Source organism: Streptomyces sp. NPDC058157 (genome assembly GCF_042884105.1).
In the GTDB taxonomy this organism is placed as follows: Bacteria; Actinomycetota; Actinomycetes; order Streptomycetales; family Streptomycetaceae; genus Streptomyces.
Map to the genome: position 1 here is coordinate 48871 of NZ_JBHVUQ010000001.1, position 18171 is coordinate 67041.

Genomic DNA, 18171 nt, shown 5'->3' on the forward strand with positions numbered 1-18171 from the left:
CATGAACGACGCGTCCCCGCAGCAGTACCTGGTCGTGGCCAACGACGAGGAGCAGTACTCCCTCTGGGAGGCCGGCCGGCCCGTCCCGCTCGGCTGGCACGACCAGGGCGTGGGCGGCACCAAGGAGGAGTGCCTCGCGCACATCGAGCGGGTGTGGACGGACATGCGCCCGCTCAGCCTCCGCGTGAGCATGGCCGGCTGACCCGACGATCCCCGGGCACCACGCCGCCCGGCAGCCCCACCGCGGGCTGCCGGGCGGCGCGGCGGTGCCGGAAGGAACCCCGTATGACCAGCTCGTACCCCGGCGGCTCCGCGTCATCGCGCCGCCGCACCCCGCTGGGCGCCCTGGTGGCGGCCTCCGGGATCTCCTCGCTCGGCATGGCGGCGACCCTGGTCGCCGTGCCCTGGTTCGTCCTGCACAGCACCGGCAGCGGCACCCGGACGGGGCTCATCGCCACCGCAGAGGTGCTGGGGCTGCTGTGTTCCGCCGTGCTCGCGGGTCCGGTGGTCGACCGGCTGCCCGTCCGTGCGACCAGCGTCGGAGCGGATCTGCTGACGGCCGCGGCGATCGGCCTGATCCCGCTCATGCACGCCTGGGGCGCCCTGCCGCTGCCCGTCCTGATCGTCCTGGTGTTCCTGGTCGGGGCGGCCCGCGGCCCGTCCGACACCGCCAAGCAACTGCTCCTGCCCGGCGCGATGGAACGCGCGGGCGTCACGGCGGAGCGGGCCACCGGAGCGGTCGAGGGGGCCCGCCGGATCGGCATGATGGCGGGCGCGCCGCTGGCCGGCCTGCTCATCTCGACCGTCGGCCCCGTACGCACCCTGTTCACGGACCTGGCGGCGATGGCGTCGTGCGCCCTCGTCGTGGCGGCCCTGGTACCGGCGACGGCCCGTCCGCGCCCGGCCGGCGAGGGGCAGGCACACGGCTCCTACACGCAGGAACTGCGCTTCGGCATCAGCCAGTTGCGCAGGGACCGGCTGCTGGGCGCGATGGTGGGGGTCCTGATGCTGACCAATGCCCTCGACGGGGCGCTGAACGGGGTGCTCTACCCGGCGTACGGGACCCAGGTGCTGCGCAGCAGCGCCCTGTTCGGGGCGATGGTCACCGCCATGGGGGCCGGCGCGCTGCTCGGGGCGGCCCTGTACGGCTGGGCGGGGCACCGGATGCCGCGGCGTGCGGTCTTCGTCGGGGCCTTCGTCCTGGTCGGGGCGGTGCGGTGTGCCGCGCTGGCCGCCGAGCCCCCGGCGGCGGCACTGCTGGCGGTGCTGGCCCTGTCCGGCATCGGGTCGGGGATCGTGGGACCGCTGATGATGTCGGTCGCCTACGAGCGGGTGCCCGAGGCGGTACGGGGGCGGGTGTTCGGGCTGCTGGTCGCCGTCGCCCTGGCGGCGACGCCGCTGGGCATGCTCGGGGCGGGGCTGGCCCTGGACGCGGCGGGGCTGGTGCCGGCGCTGCTGGGCACGGGGGCGCTGTACCTCACGGTCACCCTGGCCCCGTTGGTCTTCCCGGTGTGGCGACAGCTCGACCGCCGGGGTGTTGTGGAGCGCGCGGAACCGTCGGCCGAACAGAAGGCTCCGGCCTCTGTGGGCGCGGGCATCATGAGCGAATAGTCCGGATCTATTACGTTTTGCGGCCCCTCACCATCGCGCCAGGCAGTTTGATGAGCAGCCTGATCGATCACCGAGGGGCCTTCCGCACGGCAGAGTTGGTCCTGCACCGACCGGCGCGGACGGCCCACGAAGTGGCCCGCGCCCGACCAGACCGCTCGCACCCCAGGGGATCCCATGCTCAAGCGTTACGTCTTCGCCCTGTCCGTAGCCGCGTCCGCACTGCTGCTGCCCGCAGCCGGCGCCGCGCAGGCCGCCGAGGGCGACACGGCCACGACCACCGTGACGACCACCACCGGGAGCGAGAGCAGCACCACCACGCAGACGCCGCGTCACATCGTCCTGCCCAACGGCCAGGTGGCGACGGTCAACGGCAACCCGGGCCACCGGAACCGTGACACGAACGACAGCTCCTGGGGTGGCTGATCCCACCGGCCCCCAGGGGTCGTGGTGAAAAGGGGGGAGGGAGGATCGCGATGCGATCCTCCCTCCCCCCTTTTTTCACCTCTCGCGCCGTCAATCGCCCTTGTTGCCCAGGCAGATGGCCACGTACCGGGCCCGCGGGGCGCCGAGGCGGCGACGCGACCAGCCGGCCGGTACGTACAGCAGTTCGCCGGGCAGCAGCCGGCACTGGAAGGACTCCGGCCGGCCGCTCTCGCCGGTCCCGGTCAGCTGCCAGGTCACGGCGCCGGCGATCTGGTGGATCAGCAGGTGCTCCCCGCCCCCGGGCTGCCGGGTCCAGGCCGCGTCCACACCGGCGCACGGGGCGGCCCCGGCCGCCTCCACCCGGTCCAGCCGCACGGACAGGCCGGTCAGCGAGGCCAGTTCGGCGGTGAACCGGTCCACCTGCTCCGGGCACACACCGCCGCCCGCCGAGCCGGCCCCGGCGCCGTCTGCGTGCTCGGCCTCGTCGGCCCCGTCGGCTTCTTCGGCTTCTTCGGCTTCTTCGGCTTCTTCGTTGTCGACGGTGTCGTCACCGTCGTCGACATCACCGAAGGCCGGGTTGTCGTACTCGGGCCACAGCACACCCGGCGCCCGGTCCAGGTGGACCGAGAGGAACAGGACGATCTCCCGCAGGTGCGGGGCCGCCCGTCCCCAGGCTTCATCCGGCATGTCCATCACGTGCCCCTCTTGTTCGGCGGCTCGACAGCTCGCATCCCAGCAGCATGCGACACGCCCGCCGACCATGACAGACACGTAAACACGTGACACCCGGTCAGGCAGGCTCTACCGGTTCGCCGTCCAAGTGATCCTCGAGGTCCAGCAGTCCGCGCGCGGCGGCGGCCACGCCGGCCTGGAAGCGGCTGCCCGCCCCCAGCTCCTGCATGATGTCGGCGATGTGGCGCCGGGCGGTGCGCAGCGACATGCCCAGGCGGCGGGCGATGGCCTCGTCCTTCAGACCCGCCGCGAGCAGCCGGATGATGGTCTCGTGGATCTCCCGGGCCACCTCCTCGAGCCCCTGACCCGCGGCGGCCGAGAACGGGGAGGCCAGGTCCCAGGTCTGGTCGAAGATGTCGCACAGATAGGCGACGGTCGACGGCTCGCGGATCACCACGGCGCCCCAACTGCCGTCGGAGACCGGGATGAAGGCCAGTTCGCGGTCGAAGGCGATGAGCCGGCCGAACAGTTCGTGCGCGGTGCGGTACTGCGCCCCCAGGACGGAGGCGGCCGCGACGTAGGCCTGGCTGGGCCCGTTGAAGCGGGCCGTGTGGTGGTAGAGGGTCCGGATCGAGATCCCCCGCTCGAGCATCGTCTCGTCCCGCCGCAGCGCCTCCTGCATCGCCTCCGGCACCCTGCTGCCGCCCCCGGGCTGCGAGCTGATCATCTCGGTCGTGCAGTTGACGGAGGCCCGGTTGAGTGCCCCGCGCACGTCCTCCAGGCTCTCCAGGACCTCCAGCGACTCCCCCGTGGAGCGGCGGCCCAGATAGTGCGGCAGGAAGCGGCCCAGGTCCTCGCGGATCCCGCTGATCGCCCGCTGCTGGTCGCGGATCTGCGCCTCCAGAGGCGCGACGAGCTGCTCCGCGGCCGTGTCCGGGGCCACCGCGAAGGCGACCGTCGGGTCGACCGGGCTCACGTGCAGCAGGCGTGAGGCGCGCAGGCGGGACACACTGCGCCGCACCTCGTCCGCCTCGCGGCCCGTACCGGCGGCCACCGCGTCCACGTCCACCGTGCGGTGTTCGAGCACCCAGCCGTAGACATCGATGTCGACATCGGCGTTGTTCGGATCCGGCGCCACGTCAGATATGTGCATTGCCCCACTTTGCCTTTTTCGCCCCTGGTCGCTTTACTGCCAGGCACTTTGGTGAGGTGCCCGCCCCCTGGCGCCAGGATATGCAGGACGAAAGGCTGGACCCCATGAACAGCAGCGGGTGTCCGGCCACTTCAGGTCCCCGGACGTCCGAAACGGTGCGATCACCCCCAAAGTGATCACACCGCTGCCGGGGGTGCTGGGCCCCGCTGCTCCCCTCCTCCTCCTCCTTCGATCCGAGATCCGGAGCCCCCCATGCTGCACACCACGCTCACCGCCCGCTCGCCGGAGCTGCCCGCCCTGACCCCCCGCGAGCAGGAGGTCCTCGCCTACCTCGCGCAGGGGGACACCTACCGGATGATCGCGAGCCGGATGGGGCTGAGCCCGCACACGGTCGACACCTACCTGCGCCGGCTGCGCAGCAAGACCGGCGCGGTAAACCGGACCCAGCTCACCCACATCGCCTTCCGGATGGGCTACTGAGCCGGCCGCGCGCCCGTGGCCTCGTCCCCGACGACCGGGGCGTCGTCCTCGAACGTGCGCATCCGCCGCAGCGGGGAGCAGAGCAGGACCAGCGGGGCCGCCGCCAGGGCCGCGACGCACACCCACAACGCCTCCCGCACGCCCAGGAGTTCACCGAGGAATCCCGCCAGCAGGCCGCTCAGGGGCAGTACGCCCCACACCAGGAAGCGCATGGTGGCGGTCATCCGACCGAGCAGGTGCGGCGGGCAGACCGTCTGCCGGTAGGTGACCTGGCAGATGTTGTACAGGGTGACCCCGGCCGACTGGACGAGCGATCCGAGCACGAACAGGCCGATCCGCCAGTCGTTGTCGGCCAGCGGGAGCAGCAGCCCGAAGGGCATGGTCACCAGCAGGGACAGCCACGTGAGCCGCGCCGCGCCGACCGCCCGGGTCACCCGGTCCGCGGCGGCGGCTGCCAGCACCGAGCCGATCGTGGCCGTCGTCAGCACCCAGCCGACGGCCGCGGGCGGCAGCCCCACGGTCCGGGTCAGGAAGAGCACCTCGATGGCCATCACCGCGCTGAGGAACAGGTTCACCGCGGCCGTGTTCAGGGCGATGAGCCGCAGGATCCGGTGGCTCAGGACATAGCTCAGCCCCTCGCGAATGTCGCGCAGCAGGTGCCGGCGCGGGGCCGGTTCCGGCTTCTCCTCCCGGGCCTCGATCCGGCCCAGCAGGACCAGGGAGACCAGCGAGGTGACGGCCTGGCCGGCCAGCGTCCCGGCCGCGCCCAGCAGTTGCACCAGGAAGCCGGCGACGCCGGGGCCCGCGAACTCGGCCCCCGAGCGCACGGTCTCCAACTTCGAGTTGCCCGCGATCAGGGTGTCCTTGCCGATGAGGGTCGGCAGATAGCTCTGGTCGGCGACGTCGCCGAACAGCCGGGCGCAGCCCAGCAGCAGGGCGACCGCGTACAGCAGTGGCATCGAGTGCAGGTCCAGCAGGTAGGCCACCGGCAGCGCCGTCAGCAGGACGGCGCGTGCGAGGTCGGCGGCCATCATCACGCGGCGCTTGCGCATCCGGTCCACCCAGGCCCCGGCGGGCAGGCCCAGCAGCAGGAACGCCGCGTGCTCCGCGGCGGACAGCAGACCCGCCTGCATCGCCGAGGCGTCGAGGGTGAGCACCGCCATCAGCGGCAGGGCCACGTACGTGATGCTGCCGCCCAGCTCGTTGCAGATGTGCGAGGACATGAAGAGACGGAAGTCCCTGCGGCGCCGGTGCTGCGCTGCCTGATCGGTCTGGGGGGACTCGTCGGTGGTGGACTCGTCGGTGGTGACGGACACGGGTGCGTTCCTTGTCTGGTCGCGGACGGGGTCCGCGGGGTGCGGGTTCATCGGAGGGCGGGCGCCGGGAGCGCCTTGGGGTCGAGCTTGCCGCCGGGGGTACGGGGCAGCCGCTCCATCAAGGTGACCACGGCCGGCACGAGGTACCCGGGCGTCCTGGCCAGAAGATGACGGCGCAGCTCGTCGGGGGTGAGGGGGCTTCCGGCCGTGACGGCGGCCCAGGCGGCGAGCTGCGGTCCGCCGGCCGCCGCGACGGCGCGCACGACCACGTCGACGACGTCGGGGTGTGCGGCCACGACCGCCTCCACCTCCTTGAGTTCGACGCGGTGGCCGCGGATCTTGACCTGGTCGTCGGCGCGCCCGAGGAAGACGAGCGAGCCGCTGCCGGGGGTGCGGGTGACCCGGTCGCCCGTGCGGTACATGCGCTCGCCCGGGGTGTCGGCGAAGGGGTCGGCGACGAACCGCTCGGAGGTCAGGCCCGGTCGGCCGTGGTAGCCGCGCGCCAGGCAGGAACCCGCCAGATAGAGCTCGCCCGCGGCGCCGGGGGGTGCCTCGCGCAGTTCCTCGTCGAGGACGTACGCCCGTACGCCGGCCAGGGGTTCGCCGAGCGGGATCAGCTCGTCGCCGGTGAAGGCGGCGAGTTCGGCCGGTGCCGGCTCGTAGGAGGTGGCGGTGATCGTGGACTCGGTGAGGCCGTAGCAGCTGATCACCGGGGGGTGGCCGGCCGCCGTCCAGCGCGTGAGGTCGGCGGTGCGGCCCGCGTCGCTGCCGATCACCACGCGGCGCAGTGCGGACGGCAGCGGCCGGGGGGCCCGCTCCAGGTCCTTGGCCCACTGCGACCAGTACGGGGTGGGCAGGTTGACGACGCTGATCCGCTCCGCGGCGAGGAACGGCTCCAGTTCGGCGGGCGAGAGGACGTTGTCCTTGACGAAGACGGCCGCGCCACCCGTGCACCAGGTGGGCAGGGCCTCCTCCAGGCTGACGTCGAAGGCGGGGGCCGCGAACTGCAGGACCGCGTCCTGGCAGGTCAGGCCGTAGCGCTCGGCCAGGGTGGCGACCTGTGCGGACAGTCCGGCGTGGCCCACCGCCACGGGCTTGGGCTGCCCGGTGGATCCGGAGGTGAAGAGGACGTAGGCGAGGGAGCCCTGTGCGATGTCGGCGGGCGGGGCCGCCGACGTGGGGGCCGCGGTCGTGGTGGACGCCCAGAACAGCTCGCTCCCGGTGCGGCGTTGCAGGACCGCGGCGGCGTGGATGTCCGGGGCGACCGCGTGCCGGGTGCCGGTGGCCCGCACGAGGGTGCGCAGCCGCTCGTCGGGGGCGTCCAGGTCCACCAGGAGGGGGGCCGCGCCGGCGTACCAGACGCCCAGCAGCCCCACCGCCCAGTGGAGGCCGCGGCGCACCCCCAGGAGCACGGTGTCCTCCGGCCCGGCGCCGGCCGCGCGCAGCTCCTCGGCCACCGCGCGCGCCCGCCGGTCGAACTGCCGGTAGGTCAGCTCGCCCTCGGGTGCGCGGACGGCGGTGGCCTCGGGTGTGAGCCCCGCCCGGTGCGCGATGCGCAGGGGCACGGGGGTGGACTCGGTCGGGCTCATGGTGGTGGTGTCTCCTGGGGGTGCGGTCGGGGTCTCTTCGCGGCGGGGTCGGGCCTGGTCGGGCGGGGTCAGGCCTGGTCGCGGGAGCGGGGGCGCAGCGCGGGGCGGGCGGGGGCGGTGCCGGCCCCGGCGAGGCGGGCGGCGATGCCCGCGGGGGTGGGCGTCTCGAAGAGGTCGCGGATGTTCAGCCGTACGCCGAGTTCGGTGCCGATGCGGCCGGCCAGGCGGGTGGCGAGGAGCGAGTGGCCGCCGTGGGCGAAGAAGTCGTCGTCCATCCCGGCCTCCTGGAGGCCGAGGACGGAGGCGAAGATCTCGCAGACGGTCTTCTCGGCCGGGGTGGCGGGCAGCCGTCCGGCCGGGCGGTGCACGGTGGCCGGGTCGGGGAGCGCCTTGCGGTCGAGCTTGCCGTTGACGGTGAGCGGGAACCGCGGCAGGTGCAGGAACAGCGACGGGACCATGTAGTTGGGGAGGTTGCGGCCCAGTTCCGTGCGGACCTCCTCGGCGGTGGGCGTACCGGTGAAGTAGCAGACGAGCCGCTGCTGGCCCGCGTGGTCCCGGTCGACGGCGACGACGGCCTCGCCGACGCCGGGCACGGCGCGCAGCGCGGTCTCCACCTCGCCCAGTTCGATGCGGTTGCCGCGGACCTTGACCTGGTGGTCCTGGCGGCCGAGGAAGTCGAGCTGGCCGTCGGCCCGCATCCGGGCGAGGTCGCCGGTGCGGTACATGCGGCTGCCGGGTACGGCGGAGAACGGGTCGGGGACGTAGCGCTCGCTGGAGCGGCGCGGGTCGCGCAGGTATCCGGGGCCCACGCCGGTGCCGCCGATGAAGAGTTCGCCGGGCACCCCGGGCGGTACGGGGGCGAGGGCGGCGTCCAGCAGGTAGAGGGAGTTGTTGCGCAGCGGGCGTCCGACGGGCAGCCGGCCGTGTTCGAGCTGGGCGTGCACGTCGGGGCCGATGAAGGCGTGCGTGTTGTCGTCGGAGCACTCGGTGAGGCCGTAGGCGTTGACGATCGCGGCCTGCGGGTGGCGGGCGTACCAGCGGGTGCACAGTTCGGGCGGCAGCACCTCGCCGTTGACGATGAACCAGCGCAGTTCGGGCAGGGCCGGCGGCAGCACGCCGGTGTCCCACAGGTCGACGGCGGCGCGGACGAAGGAGGGCACGGTCTCCAGGACGGTGATCCCCCGGCGGGCGGCGTCGTCGAAGAGGGCGGCCGGGTCGCGGGCGGTGTCCCGGGACACCAGGTGGACCTGTCCGCCGGTGATCAGCGGGGCGAGCATCTGCCACACGGAGATGTCGAAGGTGAGCGGGGCGTTCATCACCACGCGGTCGCCGTCGCCGAGACCGAGGTCCTCGACCTTGGCCAGGAGGTGGTTGTTCATGCCCCGGCGGTGGACCATGGCGCCCTTGGGCTTGCCGGTGGAGCCCGAGGTGAAGCAGACGTAGGCGAGGGCGTCGGGCCCGCCGGCCGGTGCCGGGCGCTCCTGCGGGACCGCGGCGGCCGCGTCGTCGATCACCAGGACGGGCAGGCCGCCGGGGACCGCGGCGGCGATCTCCTCGGCGCGCGCCCGCTGTTCGGGGGCGGCCAGCAGGCGGGCGATCCCGCCGCTCGCCAGCAGGTCGGCGGTACGGGTGACGGGGCCCTCGGGGTCGAGGGGGACGTAGGCCGCACCGGAGCCGAGGATGCCGAGCATGGCGACGGGGACGCGGGCGGTGGGCTCGCTGAGTACGGCGACCAGGTCGCCGGGGCGCACCCCGTCGGCGAGCAGGGCCAGGGCGAGGGCGTCGGCGCGGGCGACGAGGTCCGCGTAGCTCAGTTCGCGGCCGGTGTCGTCGGTGGTGGCGGTGGCGCCGGGGCGGCGTCCGGCCTGCTGCCGGACGCGCTCGACGACCTCCGCGTACTCCTCGTCGCGGGCCGTGTCGTTCCATTCGACCAGGACGCGGTGGCGTTCGGCGGGCGAGAGCAGGTCCACGGTCCCCACCGCGCAGGAGGGGTCCTCGGCGACGGCTTCCAGGAGCCGGGCGAGGCGTTCGATCAGGGCCTGGGCGGTGTCGCGGTCGAAGACGTCCGGCCGGTAGTCGATCTGCAGCCGCAGCCGGTCGCCGGGGATGGCGGTCAGCTGGAGCGGGTAGTGGGCGGCGTCGTACGGGTCCACTGCGGTGACCTGGAGCCCGCCCGCGCCGAGTGCGGCGAGGCCGGCCGTGTCGACCGGGTAGTTCTGGAAGGCGACGCAGGAGTCGAAGAGTTCCCCGGCTCCGGCGAGGCGCTGGATCTCGACCAGGCCCAGGTGGTGGTGGTCGATCAGGCGCGCCTGCTCGTCCTGGAGCCGCTCGAACAGCGCGACGAGGGATTCGGCCGGGTCGATGCGGACGCGGACCGGCACGGTGTTGATGCACAGGCCCACGATGTCGGCGACGCCGGGCAGTTCGGGGTCGCGGCCGCTGACGATGGCGCCGAAGACCACGTCCTCGGAGCGGATCTGCCGGCCGAGCAGGAGGGCCCACGCTCCCTGGAGCAGGGTTCCGGAGGTGATCCGGTGGCCGCGGGCGAGGGCGCCGAGCCGGTCGGTGAGGGACTCGGGGAGGTACGTCTCCACGCGGTCGGGCAGTACCGAGCCGGGCGGCGGGGACACGGGCGCGCTGCGGGTTCCGCCGGGCAGGCCGTCGAGGGCGCGGGTCCAGGCGTCCTGGGCGGCGGTCGTGTCTCGGCCGTGGAGCCGGTTCAGGAAGGCGGAGTAGGGGGTGACGGGTCCCAGCGGGGCGTCGTCGGCGTGGTGCAGGGCGAGGAGTTCGCGGACGAGGACCGGCCAGGACCAGCCGTCCATCACGATGTGGTGGTAGGTCAGCAGCAGACGGTGGGACAGCGGGCCGGTGCGCACGAGGGTGAAGCGCAGCAGCGGCGGCCGGGCGAGGTCGAAGCGGGTGGCCCGGTCCTCGGCGAGGAGGGCGTCGACGGCGGCGGCGCGTTCGCTCTCGCCGAGCCCGGACAGGTCCCTCTCCTGCCAGGGTGCCCGGACGCCGCGCTGGACGACCTGGGCGGGTTCGCCGGTGGCGCGGCGCAGGAAGCCGGCGCGGAGGTTGGCGTGCCGTTCCAGGACGGTGTCGGCGGCGGCGCGCAGCCGGGCCGCGTCGAGGGGGCCGTCGAGGTCGAGGAGCAGCTGGGCGACGTAGACGTCGCGTTCCTCCTCGTCGAAGAGGGCGTGGAAGAGGATGCCGTCCTGGAGCGGGGACAGGGGCAGGACGTCCTCGACCAGGGAGCGGGCGGCCTGGGCGGTGGCCGGGGCGGCGGGTGCGGCGGCGGCAGGGTCGGTCGGCGGGTGGTTCACGGTGGTGTTCCTTCGGTGGTCAGGCGGTCTGGGTGCGGCGGGCCCGGCGGACGACCGGCGGGTCCCCGGCTCCGGCGCCGGCGGCCTCGGCCGCGGCGGCGGGCAGGGCGGCGGCCAGTTCGGCGACGGTGGGGCCGGTGAAGAACCGGCGGATCGCGACGGCGCCGCCGAACCGGTCGCGGACCTCGGCGAGCAGCCGGGTGGCGAGCAGGGAGTGTCCGCCGAGGTCGAAGAAGTTGTCGTGGACGCCGATGTGCGGTACGCCGAGGAGCTGTTCCCAGAGGGCGCACAGGGCGCGCTCGTCGTCGGTGCGCGGCTCCTGGCGGGCGCCCGCGGTGCCGGCCGTCGCCGGGTCCGGCTCGGGCAGGGCGGCCAGGTCGGTCTTGCCGTTGGCGGTGACGGGGAAGGCGTCGAGCAGGGTGAGGGTGGCGGGCACCATGTAGTCGGGCAGCCGGGCGCGCAGGTGCTCGCGCAGTTCCCGCGGGTCGGGGGCCGGGGTGCCCTCGGCGGGGACGGCGTAGCCCGCGAGCGCGGGACCGGCGGCCGTGTCCACGACGGTGACGGCGGCCTGGCCCACCGCCGGGTGGCCGGCCAGGGCGTGCTCGATCTCGGCGGGTTCGATGCGCAGTCCGCGGATCTTGACCTGCCGGTCGGCGCGGCCGAGGTACTCGACCTGGCCGTCGGTGGACCAGCGGGCCAGGTCGCCGGTGCGGTACATCCGGCTGCCCGGGGGGCCGTACGGGCAGGCGACGAAGCGTTCGGCGGTCAGCCCGGGCCGGCCGAGGTAGCCCTGCGCGAGTCCGGCGCCCGCGATGTAGAGCTCGCCGATGACGCCGGGCGCCACGAGGCCGAGCCGCTCGTCCAGGACGTGCAGCTGCGTGCCGTCGAGCGGGCGGCCGATCGGGACCTGTCCGGTAGGGGCCTCCCGGCCCGGGCCGACGGCGAAGGTCGCCGCGAAGGTGGTGGTCTCGGTGGGTCCGTAGGCGTTGGTGACGGTGGTGCGGGGGCAGGCCTCGCGGACCCGGCGGACCATGGACGGCGAGGCGGCCTCGCCTCCGGTCATCACCTCGTGCAACGCGGCGAGCGCGGGCAGGCAGCGGTCGGCGAGGACGTTGAAGAGGGTGGCGGTGAGGAAGGTCCCGGTGACCTCCTCCTCGGCCATCAGCCGGGCCAGCGCGTCGACGTCGAGTTCGCCGGGCGGCGCGACGACGACCAGGCCGCCGTTCAGGAGCGGCACCCACAGTTCGTAGGTGGAGGCGTCGAAGGCGTGCGGGGAGCGCAGCAGCACCCGCTCGTGCGCGCCGCCGCGCCAGCGCCGGTCGGTGGCGAGGGCGACGACCTCGCGGTGGGAGACGGCCACGCCCTTGGGGGTGCCGGTGGAGCCGGAGGTGTACATCAGGTAGGCGAGCGCGTCGGCGTGCCCGCCCGGTCCCGCGGCCGCGGCCGTACCGGCCTGCGCGGCGGGCCGTCCGTCCGGACGCAGCACATGGCGCACACCCGCCGGTACGGGTTCCCCGTCCGGGACGTCGGTGACGAGGACGGCGGCCCCGGCCGCGGTGAGCACGGCCTCGGTACGGGCGCGCGGGGCCCGTGCGTCCAGCGGCAGGTAGGCGGCGCCGGCCTTGAGGATGCCCAGGCAGGCGGCGACGAGGTCGGCGGAGCGGTCCATCAGTACGGCGACGGACTCGCCCGGCCGGACGCCGAGGGCGCGCAGCCGTCCGGCGATCCGGTCGGCCCGGGCGTCGAGTTCGCCGTACGTGGTATCCCGGCCGGCGCAGCGCACGGCGGGGCGGTCCGGGTGGGCCGCGGCCCGCTCCTCGAAGGCGCCGTGGACGGTTCGGGCGTCGGGGGCGACGGGCGCGCCCTGCCAGTGCTCCAGCAGGTCGGCGCGCTCCCCCGGCAGCAGGACGTCGAGCGCGGAGAGCGGGGCGCCGGGCTCGCGGACGACGGCGCCGATGAGGTGGACGAGACGGTCCAGCAGGCGGCGGGCCGTGGCCTCGTCGAACAGGTCGCTCGCGTACTCCAGTCCGAGGAGCAGGCCTCGGGGTTGCCCGGTGGCCGGGTCGTGGAGCTCCTCCACCTCCAGGGTGAGGTCGAACTTGGCGGTGTCGGTGCGCACCGCCTCCACCTCGGCCCGCAGGCCGGCGAAGGCGGGGGCCTGCGGCTCGCCGCGCTGGGCGGAGACGGCGACCTGGAAGAGCGGGTGGCGGGCGGGCGAGCGGGCCGGGTTGAGGCGTTCGACCAGCGATTCGAAGGGCAGTTCCTGGTGGGCGTACGTCTCCAGGGCGGCGGTGCGCACCCGGCCCAGCAGTTCCGTGAAGGTGGGGTCGCCCGAGGTGTCGGCGCGCACGATCAGCGTGTTGACGAAGAGGCCCACGAGGTCGGTGAGGGCTTCGTCGTCCCGGCCGTCGAGGGGGCAGCCCAGCGGCAGGTCGGTGCCGGCGCCGAGGCGGGTGAGCAGGGCCGCGAAGGCGGCCTGGACGGCCATGAACGGGGTGGCGCGGGCGCCTTGGGCCAGCGCGGCCAGTCCGGCGTGGGCGGTGGCTCCGGTCCGTGCCTCCACCAGTGCGCCCCGGTGGCCGGCCACGGCCGGGCGCGGCCGGTCTGCGGGCAGGGCCAGTTCCTCGGGCAGGCCGTCGAGGACGGCCGCCCAGTGGGTGAGCAGCCGGCCGTGCAGGGAGGCGGGGTCCTGGGCCGGGCCGAGGAGTTCGCGCTGCCACAGCGCGTAGTCCGGGTACTGGACGGGCAGTTCGGGCCACTCGGGCGACCGGTCGGCGCACCGGGCGCCGTAGGCGGTGGCGAGATCGCGGAGGAGGATGTTCACGGAGTGGCCGTCGCCCGCGATGTGGTGCAGGACCAGGAGCAGGTAGTGGTCCTCGGCTCCGTCGGTGAACAGGTGGGCGCGCAGCGGTGGTTCGGCGCGGAGGTCGAAGGGCCGGGACGAGGCTTCCCCGGCCCGCCGGGCGCGTTCGCCGGGCGGGCAGTCGGTGACGGTGAGCACGGGGGCGGCGTCCGCGGGGTCCAGGACCCGCTGGTGGGGGCGGCCCGCCTCGTCGGGGAACACGGTGCGCAGCGCCTCGTGCCGGGCGCTCACGTCCGCGAGGGCGGCGCGCAGGGCCGGGAGGTCGAGGTCGCCGTGCAGCCGCAGTCCGACGGGGATGTGGTAGAGCGCGCCGGCGGCGCCGTCCCGGGCGTGGAACCACAGCCGCTGCTGGGCGTGGGACAGAGGGATCACAGCAGGGCTCCGAGCTGGGATTCGAAGGTGTCGAGGTCGGCCTGGCTGACCTGGGCGAGGGAGACGTCGGAGGGGGTCAGCCGACCGGCGTCGGGGCGGGCGGCGTGGGTGACGACGGCGCGCAGCATGGTGAACCACTCCTGCGCCAGGTCGTGGACCCACGGCCCGGAGAGGGCGTTGCCCGCCCAGGTCCAGGTGGCGCTGAGGGTGAGGCCGTCCGGGCCCTCGTGGGCGGCCGCGTTGACCTCCACCGCGTGGGCCATCGGGAGGCCTTCGTCGGCGTCGTCGAGGGCGAAGTCGTGGCCGGGCGCGGCGTCCCAGGGGGCGTCGCCGCCCATGGGGAACCGGCCGAGGTAGTTGAAGCCGATCTGGGGGATGCCGCGGGCGGCGAGAGCGGGCCCGGTACGGGAGTTGAGGTGGCGCAGCAGCCCGAAGCCGATTCCCTTGTCGGGTACGGCGCGCAGTTCCTCCTTGACCAGGCGCAGGGCGGCGCCGACCGCGGGTCCGCCCGCGCGGGCCTCGTCGAGGTCCGGGCGGCCGAGGGCGAGGCGGACGGGGAACACGGTGGTGAACCAGCCGACGGTGCGGGAGAGGTCGGTGCCGTCGGCGACGTCCTCCCGGCCGTGGCCCTCGACGTCGATGAGGACGGCGCCCTCCTCGTCCGGCCCGTCCGCCCCGTCCGCCCCATCCACCCCGTCGGCGCCGCGCCGGCCGAGTACGGCGAGGGCCAGGGCGGTCAGCAGCACGTCGTTGACGGTGCCGTTGACGAGGCCGGGAGCGGTGGTGAGCAGAGGGCCCGTCACGTCCGGCCCGAGGGTCAGGGTGAGGGTGTTCTCCGGGCTTTCCGGGTCGAGGCCGCCGGCCGGGCGGACCCCGGCCAGGGGCTGGGGGGCCTCGCGCAGGGCGGCGGCCCAGCGGCCGGCCTCGGCGGTCCGGCGGCCGGAGGTGGCCTCCGCGCGCAGCAGGTCGGCCCAGTGCGCGAAGGGGGTCGCCGCCGGCTCCAGGACGGGTTCGCGGCCCTCGTCGAGCGCCGTCCAGCAGGTGCGCAGGTCGTCCTGGAGGATCCGCCAGGAGACTCCGTCGACCACGAGGTGGTGGATGACGAGCGCGAGCCGTCCCTGCCGTCCGGGCCCCCGGTCCAGGAGTACGGCGCGCAGCATGTGGCCGTCGCGCGGCGAGAGCAGGCGCCGCGCGGCCCGCATCCGCTCCCGGGTCAGGGCGGGGAGTTCCGCCTCGCCGGTCCCGCGGGCGTCCACGTGCTCCAGCAGGTCCGCCGCGGCGACGGTGCCCGCGGGTGGGACGACGGGTTCGGCGCCGGTGGCCCCGATCCCGTCGGGCAGCCGCAGGCGGAGCATCTCGTGGGTGTCCAGGAGGGCCTGGACGGTGCTTGCGGCGGCGGTCGGCCCGAAGCCCGGCGGGGTGCGCAGGACGAGCGACTGGTTGTAGGTGTCGACGGGACCGCCGAGTTCGGCGAGCCAGCCCATGATGGGGGTGGGTGCCAGCGGGCCCAGACGGCGCGGGGGCGCGGCCGGTCCGGCGTCCTCGCTCCCCCGGCCCTGGGCGCGGGCGGTGGCGGCGAGCGCGCTCACGCTCTCCGCGCGCAGCACGTCGCGGGTACGGACGAGCAGGCCGGCCGCGCGGGCACGGCTGACGACCTGGATCGCCTGGATGCTGTCGCCGCCCAGCCCGGTGAAGCTGTGGCCCGCGTCGACCTCGGCGCGGCCGAGGACCTCGGCGAAGAGGGTGCGCAGGGTCTGTACGGGATCGGGTCCGGCCGGGTGCGCGGTGCGGTGGACGGGCTCAGCCACGGGGCGCGTTCCCGGCGAGGGCGGCCACCAGGGAGGCGGGGCGCATGTCGGTCCAGACCCGCTCGACGTGGTCCAGGCAGGCCTGGCGGCCGTCGGGGCCGTGTACGACGGTCCAGCCGGCGGGGACGGGGTGGCCGGCGGGCCACAGGGAGTGCTGGAGCTCGTCGTTGCGGACCACGACGTAGGAGGCGTTGTCGTTCTCGAAGGGGTTGCTCATGGCGGTTCGCCTTTCGGGTCGGGTGCGGCCGTACGGGTCGTACGGCGCGTCGTCGGGACGGGTACGCAGGAGGGTCAGGAGCGGGTCGCAGCCTCGATGTCGAGGCGGACCAGGGCGCGCGCCGCGTCGAGGGCGGCGTGCACGCCGGCGGGCTCCGGGTGGCGGGCGATCACGTGCCCGAGCCGGTCGGAGGCGCTGCGGGGCGTGCGTACGGGAGTGCCGGGGGCGGCGCTGACCAGCACCGACTCGACTCCCTCGACGGCCGCCGCGGCCTCGGCGCCGTGGACGGCCGTGAGGGTGCCGTCGGTGTCGGCGAGGAGGAACTGGATCCCGGCGTGGCCGGCGTCCTCGGCCTTCAGGTGCGGGGGCAGGCCGAGGGCGGCGCGCAGCTGCGCGTCGAGGAGGTCGACGCCGGTGGCGAGCCGGATCAGTTCGGGGATCATGCCGCCGGCCGGGCGGGGGTTGATCTCGACGAGGGCGGGCCCCTCGGCCGTCATCTTGACCTCGGTGTGGGTGGCTCCCAGCCGGATCCCGGCCGCGTCCAGGGCCGCCGTCACCGTGTCGGTGATCGACTGCGCGGTCGCGGCGGGCAGCGGGGCGGGGAAGAGGTGGCGGTGCTCGACGAAGTGCGGGCCGGTGGTCACGGACTTGGCGGTGATGCCGACGCACACGCTCTGCCCGTCCCCGCCGAACATCTCGACGCTGTACTCCGGCCCGTCGAGGTACTCCTCGACGAGGACGGTGCGGGCGGTGGGCATGCCCCGCACGTTGGTGTCGATCGCGAGGATCCGCTCGATCTGGGCGCGGACCTCGGCCTCGTCGGCGCAGAGCAGGACGTTGGTGGAGCCCGAGTCGTCGGCCGGCTTGACCACGCAGGGCAGTCCGGTGCGGGCGACGGCGGCCGCGGCTGCGGCCGGCTCGCGGACGAGGGAGTAGCGGGGCTGGCGGACGCCCGCGGCCCGCAGCCGCTCGCGCAGGGCGGACTTGTCGCGGCAGACGGCCACCGCCTCGGGCGCGTTGCCGGGCAGGCCGAGCCACCGGGCGATCCGGGCGGCGGCCGGTACGTAGAAGTCGCTGGTGGTGGTGACCCCGGCGATCTCCTCGCGGCGGAACCGCTCCTGTACGGCGGTGCGCAGGGCGGCGTCGGAGTTGGTGTCGCAGCGCACCACCTCGGCGCCGGTCTCCGCGAGGCCCCGGTAGCGGTCGGGGTCGCCGGTCAGCAGGACGGGTACGGTGCCCAGTTCGCGCGCCCGCTCCAGCGCGAGCATGCCGGTGCCGGTGGTGTTGGACTCCACGAACAGCAGGTGCCGGCGGATCCCGGCGGGCGGGCTGTAGGCGACGGTGGACCAGGTGCGGGCGGTCCCGTCGGGGCCGAGGGCGGCCGGCGCGGTGGCGGTGGGCACCTCGCGCAGCCGGTTGGCCTCCCAGTGCCCGTCGTCGTAGACGGTGTCGGCGTAGCGGTCGCCGCGGTCGGGCAGGATGCCGACGATCCGCGTCCCGGGTTCGGCGCGGTCGGCGAGGCCGGTGAGGACCCGGTAGACGGAGCCCGAGGTGTTGCCTCCGAAGATCTGCTGCTCGCGGGCGAGGTCCCAGGTCGCGGCGAAGGCCTCGTGGTCGTTGAGCCAGTGCACCTCGTCGACGAGGGTGCGGTCGAGGTTCTTGGGCAGCAGGCTGTTGCCCAGCCCGCTCTGCAGCCGCTGCGGTACGTCGGGCTGGCCGAAGAGGGCGCTGCCCACGCAGTCGACGCCGACCACGTGCAGGGCGGGCAGCCGCTCGCGCAGCGCCCGGGCGGTGCCGCACAGGGAGCCGCCGCTGCCGACGGCGCCGACGAGGGTGTCGAACCGGCCGAGGTCCGCGAGGAGTTCACCGGCGAGGGTGCGGTAGGCGCCGGGGTTGTCGGGGTTGGTGTACTGCTGCGGCCAGAAGGCGCCGGGCAGTTCGGCCTGCAGCTCCGCGAGCCGCTCCAGGCGGGCGCTCTGCCAGCCGTGGCTGGTCATCGCCTGGACGACGTGCACCTGGCAGCCCAGGGCGCGGAGTTTGGCGAGGGTGACGGGGTCGATGCGCGGGTCGGTGACGATGTGCACCTCGTGGCCGAGGGAGCGGCCGACGAGGGCGACGCCGAGGGCCATGGTCCCCGAGGAGCTCTCGATGACGGGGTCGCCCGGCTTCAGGGTGCCCAGCCGCCGGGCCTCCAGGAGGATGTTGCGGGCGACGCGGTCCTTCATCGCGAAGAGGTTCTGCAGTTCCAGCTTGGCGTAGACCTCCACGCCCCGGGCCTCGCCCAGCCGCAGCCGGACCAGCGGGGTCCCGCCGATCGCGTCCGTGACGGTGTCGAACAGCATGC

At 74.7% G+C, this 18171-nt stretch carries 13 protein-coding genes; 4 read left to right on the top strand and 9 right to left on the bottom strand.

Annotation, left to right across the window (positions count from 1 at the left end; all coding sequences use genetic code 11):
• Nucleotide 1 precedes the first annotated feature (1 nt).
• From ACFVXK_RS00205 to ACFVXK_RS00215, 3 genes are all read left to right on the top strand, one after another.
• On the top strand, nt 2–202 hold the full coding sequence (locus ACFVXK_RS00205; protein WP_382986644.1) for an MbtH family protein: 201 nt from the start codon (nt 2–4) through the stop codon (nt 200–202).
• Nucleotides 203–285: 83 nt separating this feature from the next.
• Nucleotides 286–1611, top strand: a complete 1326-nt coding sequence (locus tag ACFVXK_RS00210) for an MFS transporter (protein ID WP_389608844.1) — start codon at nt 286–288, stop codon at nt 1609–1611.
• Between the two features lie 174 nt (nt 1612–1785).
• Nucleotides 1786–2034, top strand: a complete 249-nt coding sequence (locus ACFVXK_RS00215) for a hypothetical protein (protein ID WP_389608846.1) — start codon at nt 1786–1788, stop codon at nt 2032–2034.
• A 90-nt stretch (nt 2035–2124) separates the two neighbouring features.
• Here the strand turns inward: ACFVXK_RS00215 and ACFVXK_RS00220 are convergent, their stop codons facing one another.
• Together ACFVXK_RS00220 and ACFVXK_RS00225 are read right to left on the bottom strand one after the other, a co-directional pair.
• Nucleotides 2125–2727 carry a hypothetical protein gene (locus tag ACFVXK_RS00220; protein WP_389608848.1) on the bottom strand — a complete coding sequence of 201 codons (603 nt, stop codon included), beginning with the start codon at nt 2725–2727 and terminating at the stop codon, nt 2125–2127.
• 97 nt (nt 2728–2824) lie between these two features.
• The gene (locus tag ACFVXK_RS00225) at nt 2825–3859 is read right to left on the bottom strand and encodes a LuxR C-terminal-related transcriptional regulator (protein WP_389608849.1); all 1035 of its coding nucleotides are present in this window, start codon (nt 3857–3859) and stop codon (nt 2825–2827) included.
• 252 nt (nt 3860–4111) lie between these two features.
• Between ACFVXK_RS00225 and ACFVXK_RS00230 the strand changes: the two genes are divergently transcribed.
• The gene (locus tag ACFVXK_RS00230) at nt 4112–4339 is read left to right on the top strand and encodes a response regulator transcription factor (protein ID WP_389608851.1); all 228 of its coding nucleotides are present in this window, start codon (nt 4112–4114) and stop codon (nt 4337–4339) included.
• Here the strand turns inward: ACFVXK_RS00230 and ACFVXK_RS00235 are convergent.
• From ACFVXK_RS00235 to ACFVXK_RS00265, 7 genes are all read right to left on the bottom strand, one after another.
• Nucleotides 4333–5655, bottom strand: coding sequence for an MFS transporter (locus ACFVXK_RS00235; protein ID WP_389608853.1), 1323 nt, complete (start codon nt 5653–5655; stop codon nt 4333–4335). The two genes, ACFVXK_RS00230 and ACFVXK_RS00235, sit on opposite strands and share 7 nt — an antisense overlap.
• A gap of 47 nt (nt 5656–5702) precedes the next feature.
• Entirely contained in the window at nt 5703–7244 is a 1542-nt protein-coding gene (locus tag ACFVXK_RS00240; protein WP_389608854.1) for an amino acid adenylation domain-containing protein, read from the bottom strand.
• Between the two features lie 68 nt (nt 7245–7312).
• Nucleotides 7313–10567 carry an amino acid adenylation domain-containing protein gene (locus tag ACFVXK_RS00245; RefSeq protein ID WP_389608856.1) on the bottom strand — a complete coding sequence of 1085 codons (3255 nt, stop codon included), beginning with the start codon at nt 10565–10567 and terminating at the stop codon, nt 7313–7315.
• Between the two features lie 19 nt (nt 10568–10586).
• Nucleotides 10587–13802 carry an amino acid adenylation domain-containing protein gene (locus ACFVXK_RS00250; protein WP_389608858.1) on the bottom strand — a complete coding sequence of 1072 codons (3216 nt, stop codon included), beginning with the start codon at nt 13800–13802 and terminating at the stop codon, nt 10587–10589.
• Entirely contained in the window at nt 13799–15610 is a 1812-nt protein-coding gene (locus ACFVXK_RS00255; protein ID WP_389608859.1) for a condensation domain-containing protein, read from the bottom strand. Before ACFVXK_RS00255 ends, ACFVXK_RS00250 begins: the two co-directional genes overlap by 4 nt.
• Nucleotides 15603–15827, bottom strand: coding sequence for an MbtH family protein (locus ACFVXK_RS00260; protein ID WP_389608861.1), 225 nt, complete (start codon nt 15825–15827; stop codon nt 15603–15605). The genes ACFVXK_RS00255 and ACFVXK_RS00260 overlap by 8 nt, the downstream gene beginning before the upstream one ends.
• Nucleotides 15828–15901: 74 nt before the next feature.
• Entirely contained in the window at nt 15902–18169 is a 2268-nt protein-coding gene (locus ACFVXK_RS00265) for a pyridoxal-phosphate dependent enzyme (protein ID WP_389608863.1), read from the bottom strand.
• Nucleotides 18170–18171: the final 2 nt, after the last annotated feature.

What these genes read in the sequence shown, in the direction of transcription:
- ACFVXK_RS00205 (WP_382986644.1), top strand. Translation starts at nt 2, where the DNA reads ATGAACGACGCGTCCCCGCAGCAGTACCTGGTCGTGGCCAACGACGAG.
- ACFVXK_RS00210 (WP_389608844.1), top strand. Translation starts at nt 286, where the DNA reads ATGACCAGCTCGTACCCCGGCGGCTCCGCGTCATCGCGCCGCCGCACC.
- ACFVXK_RS00215 (WP_389608846.1), top strand. Translation starts at nt 1,786, where the DNA reads ATGCTCAAGCGTTACGTCTTCGCCCTGTCCGTAGCCGCGTCCGCACTG.
- ACFVXK_RS00220 (WP_389608848.1), bottom strand. Translation starts at nt 2,727, where the DNA reads ATGGACATGCCGGATGAAGCCTGGGGACGGGCGGCCCCGCACCTGCGG.
- ACFVXK_RS00225 (WP_389608849.1), bottom strand. Translation starts at nt 3,859, where the DNA reads ATGCACATATCTGACGTGGCGCCGGATCCGAACAACGCCGATGTCGAC.
- ACFVXK_RS00230 (WP_389608851.1), top strand. Translation starts at nt 4,112, where the DNA reads ATGCTGCACACCACGCTCACCGCCCGCTCGCCGGAGCTGCCCGCCCTG.
- ACFVXK_RS00240 (WP_389608854.1), bottom strand. Translation starts at nt 7,244, where the DNA reads ATGAGCCCGACCGAGTCCACCCCCGTGCCCCTGCGCATCGCGCACCGG.
- ACFVXK_RS00260 (WP_389608861.1), bottom strand. Translation starts at nt 15,827, where the DNA reads ATGAGCAACCCCTTCGAGAACGACAACGCCTCCTACGTCGTGGTCCGC.
- ACFVXK_RS00265 (WP_389608863.1), bottom strand. Translation starts at nt 18,169, where the DNA reads ATGCTGTTCGACACCGTCACGGACGCGATCGGCGGGACCCCGCTGGTC.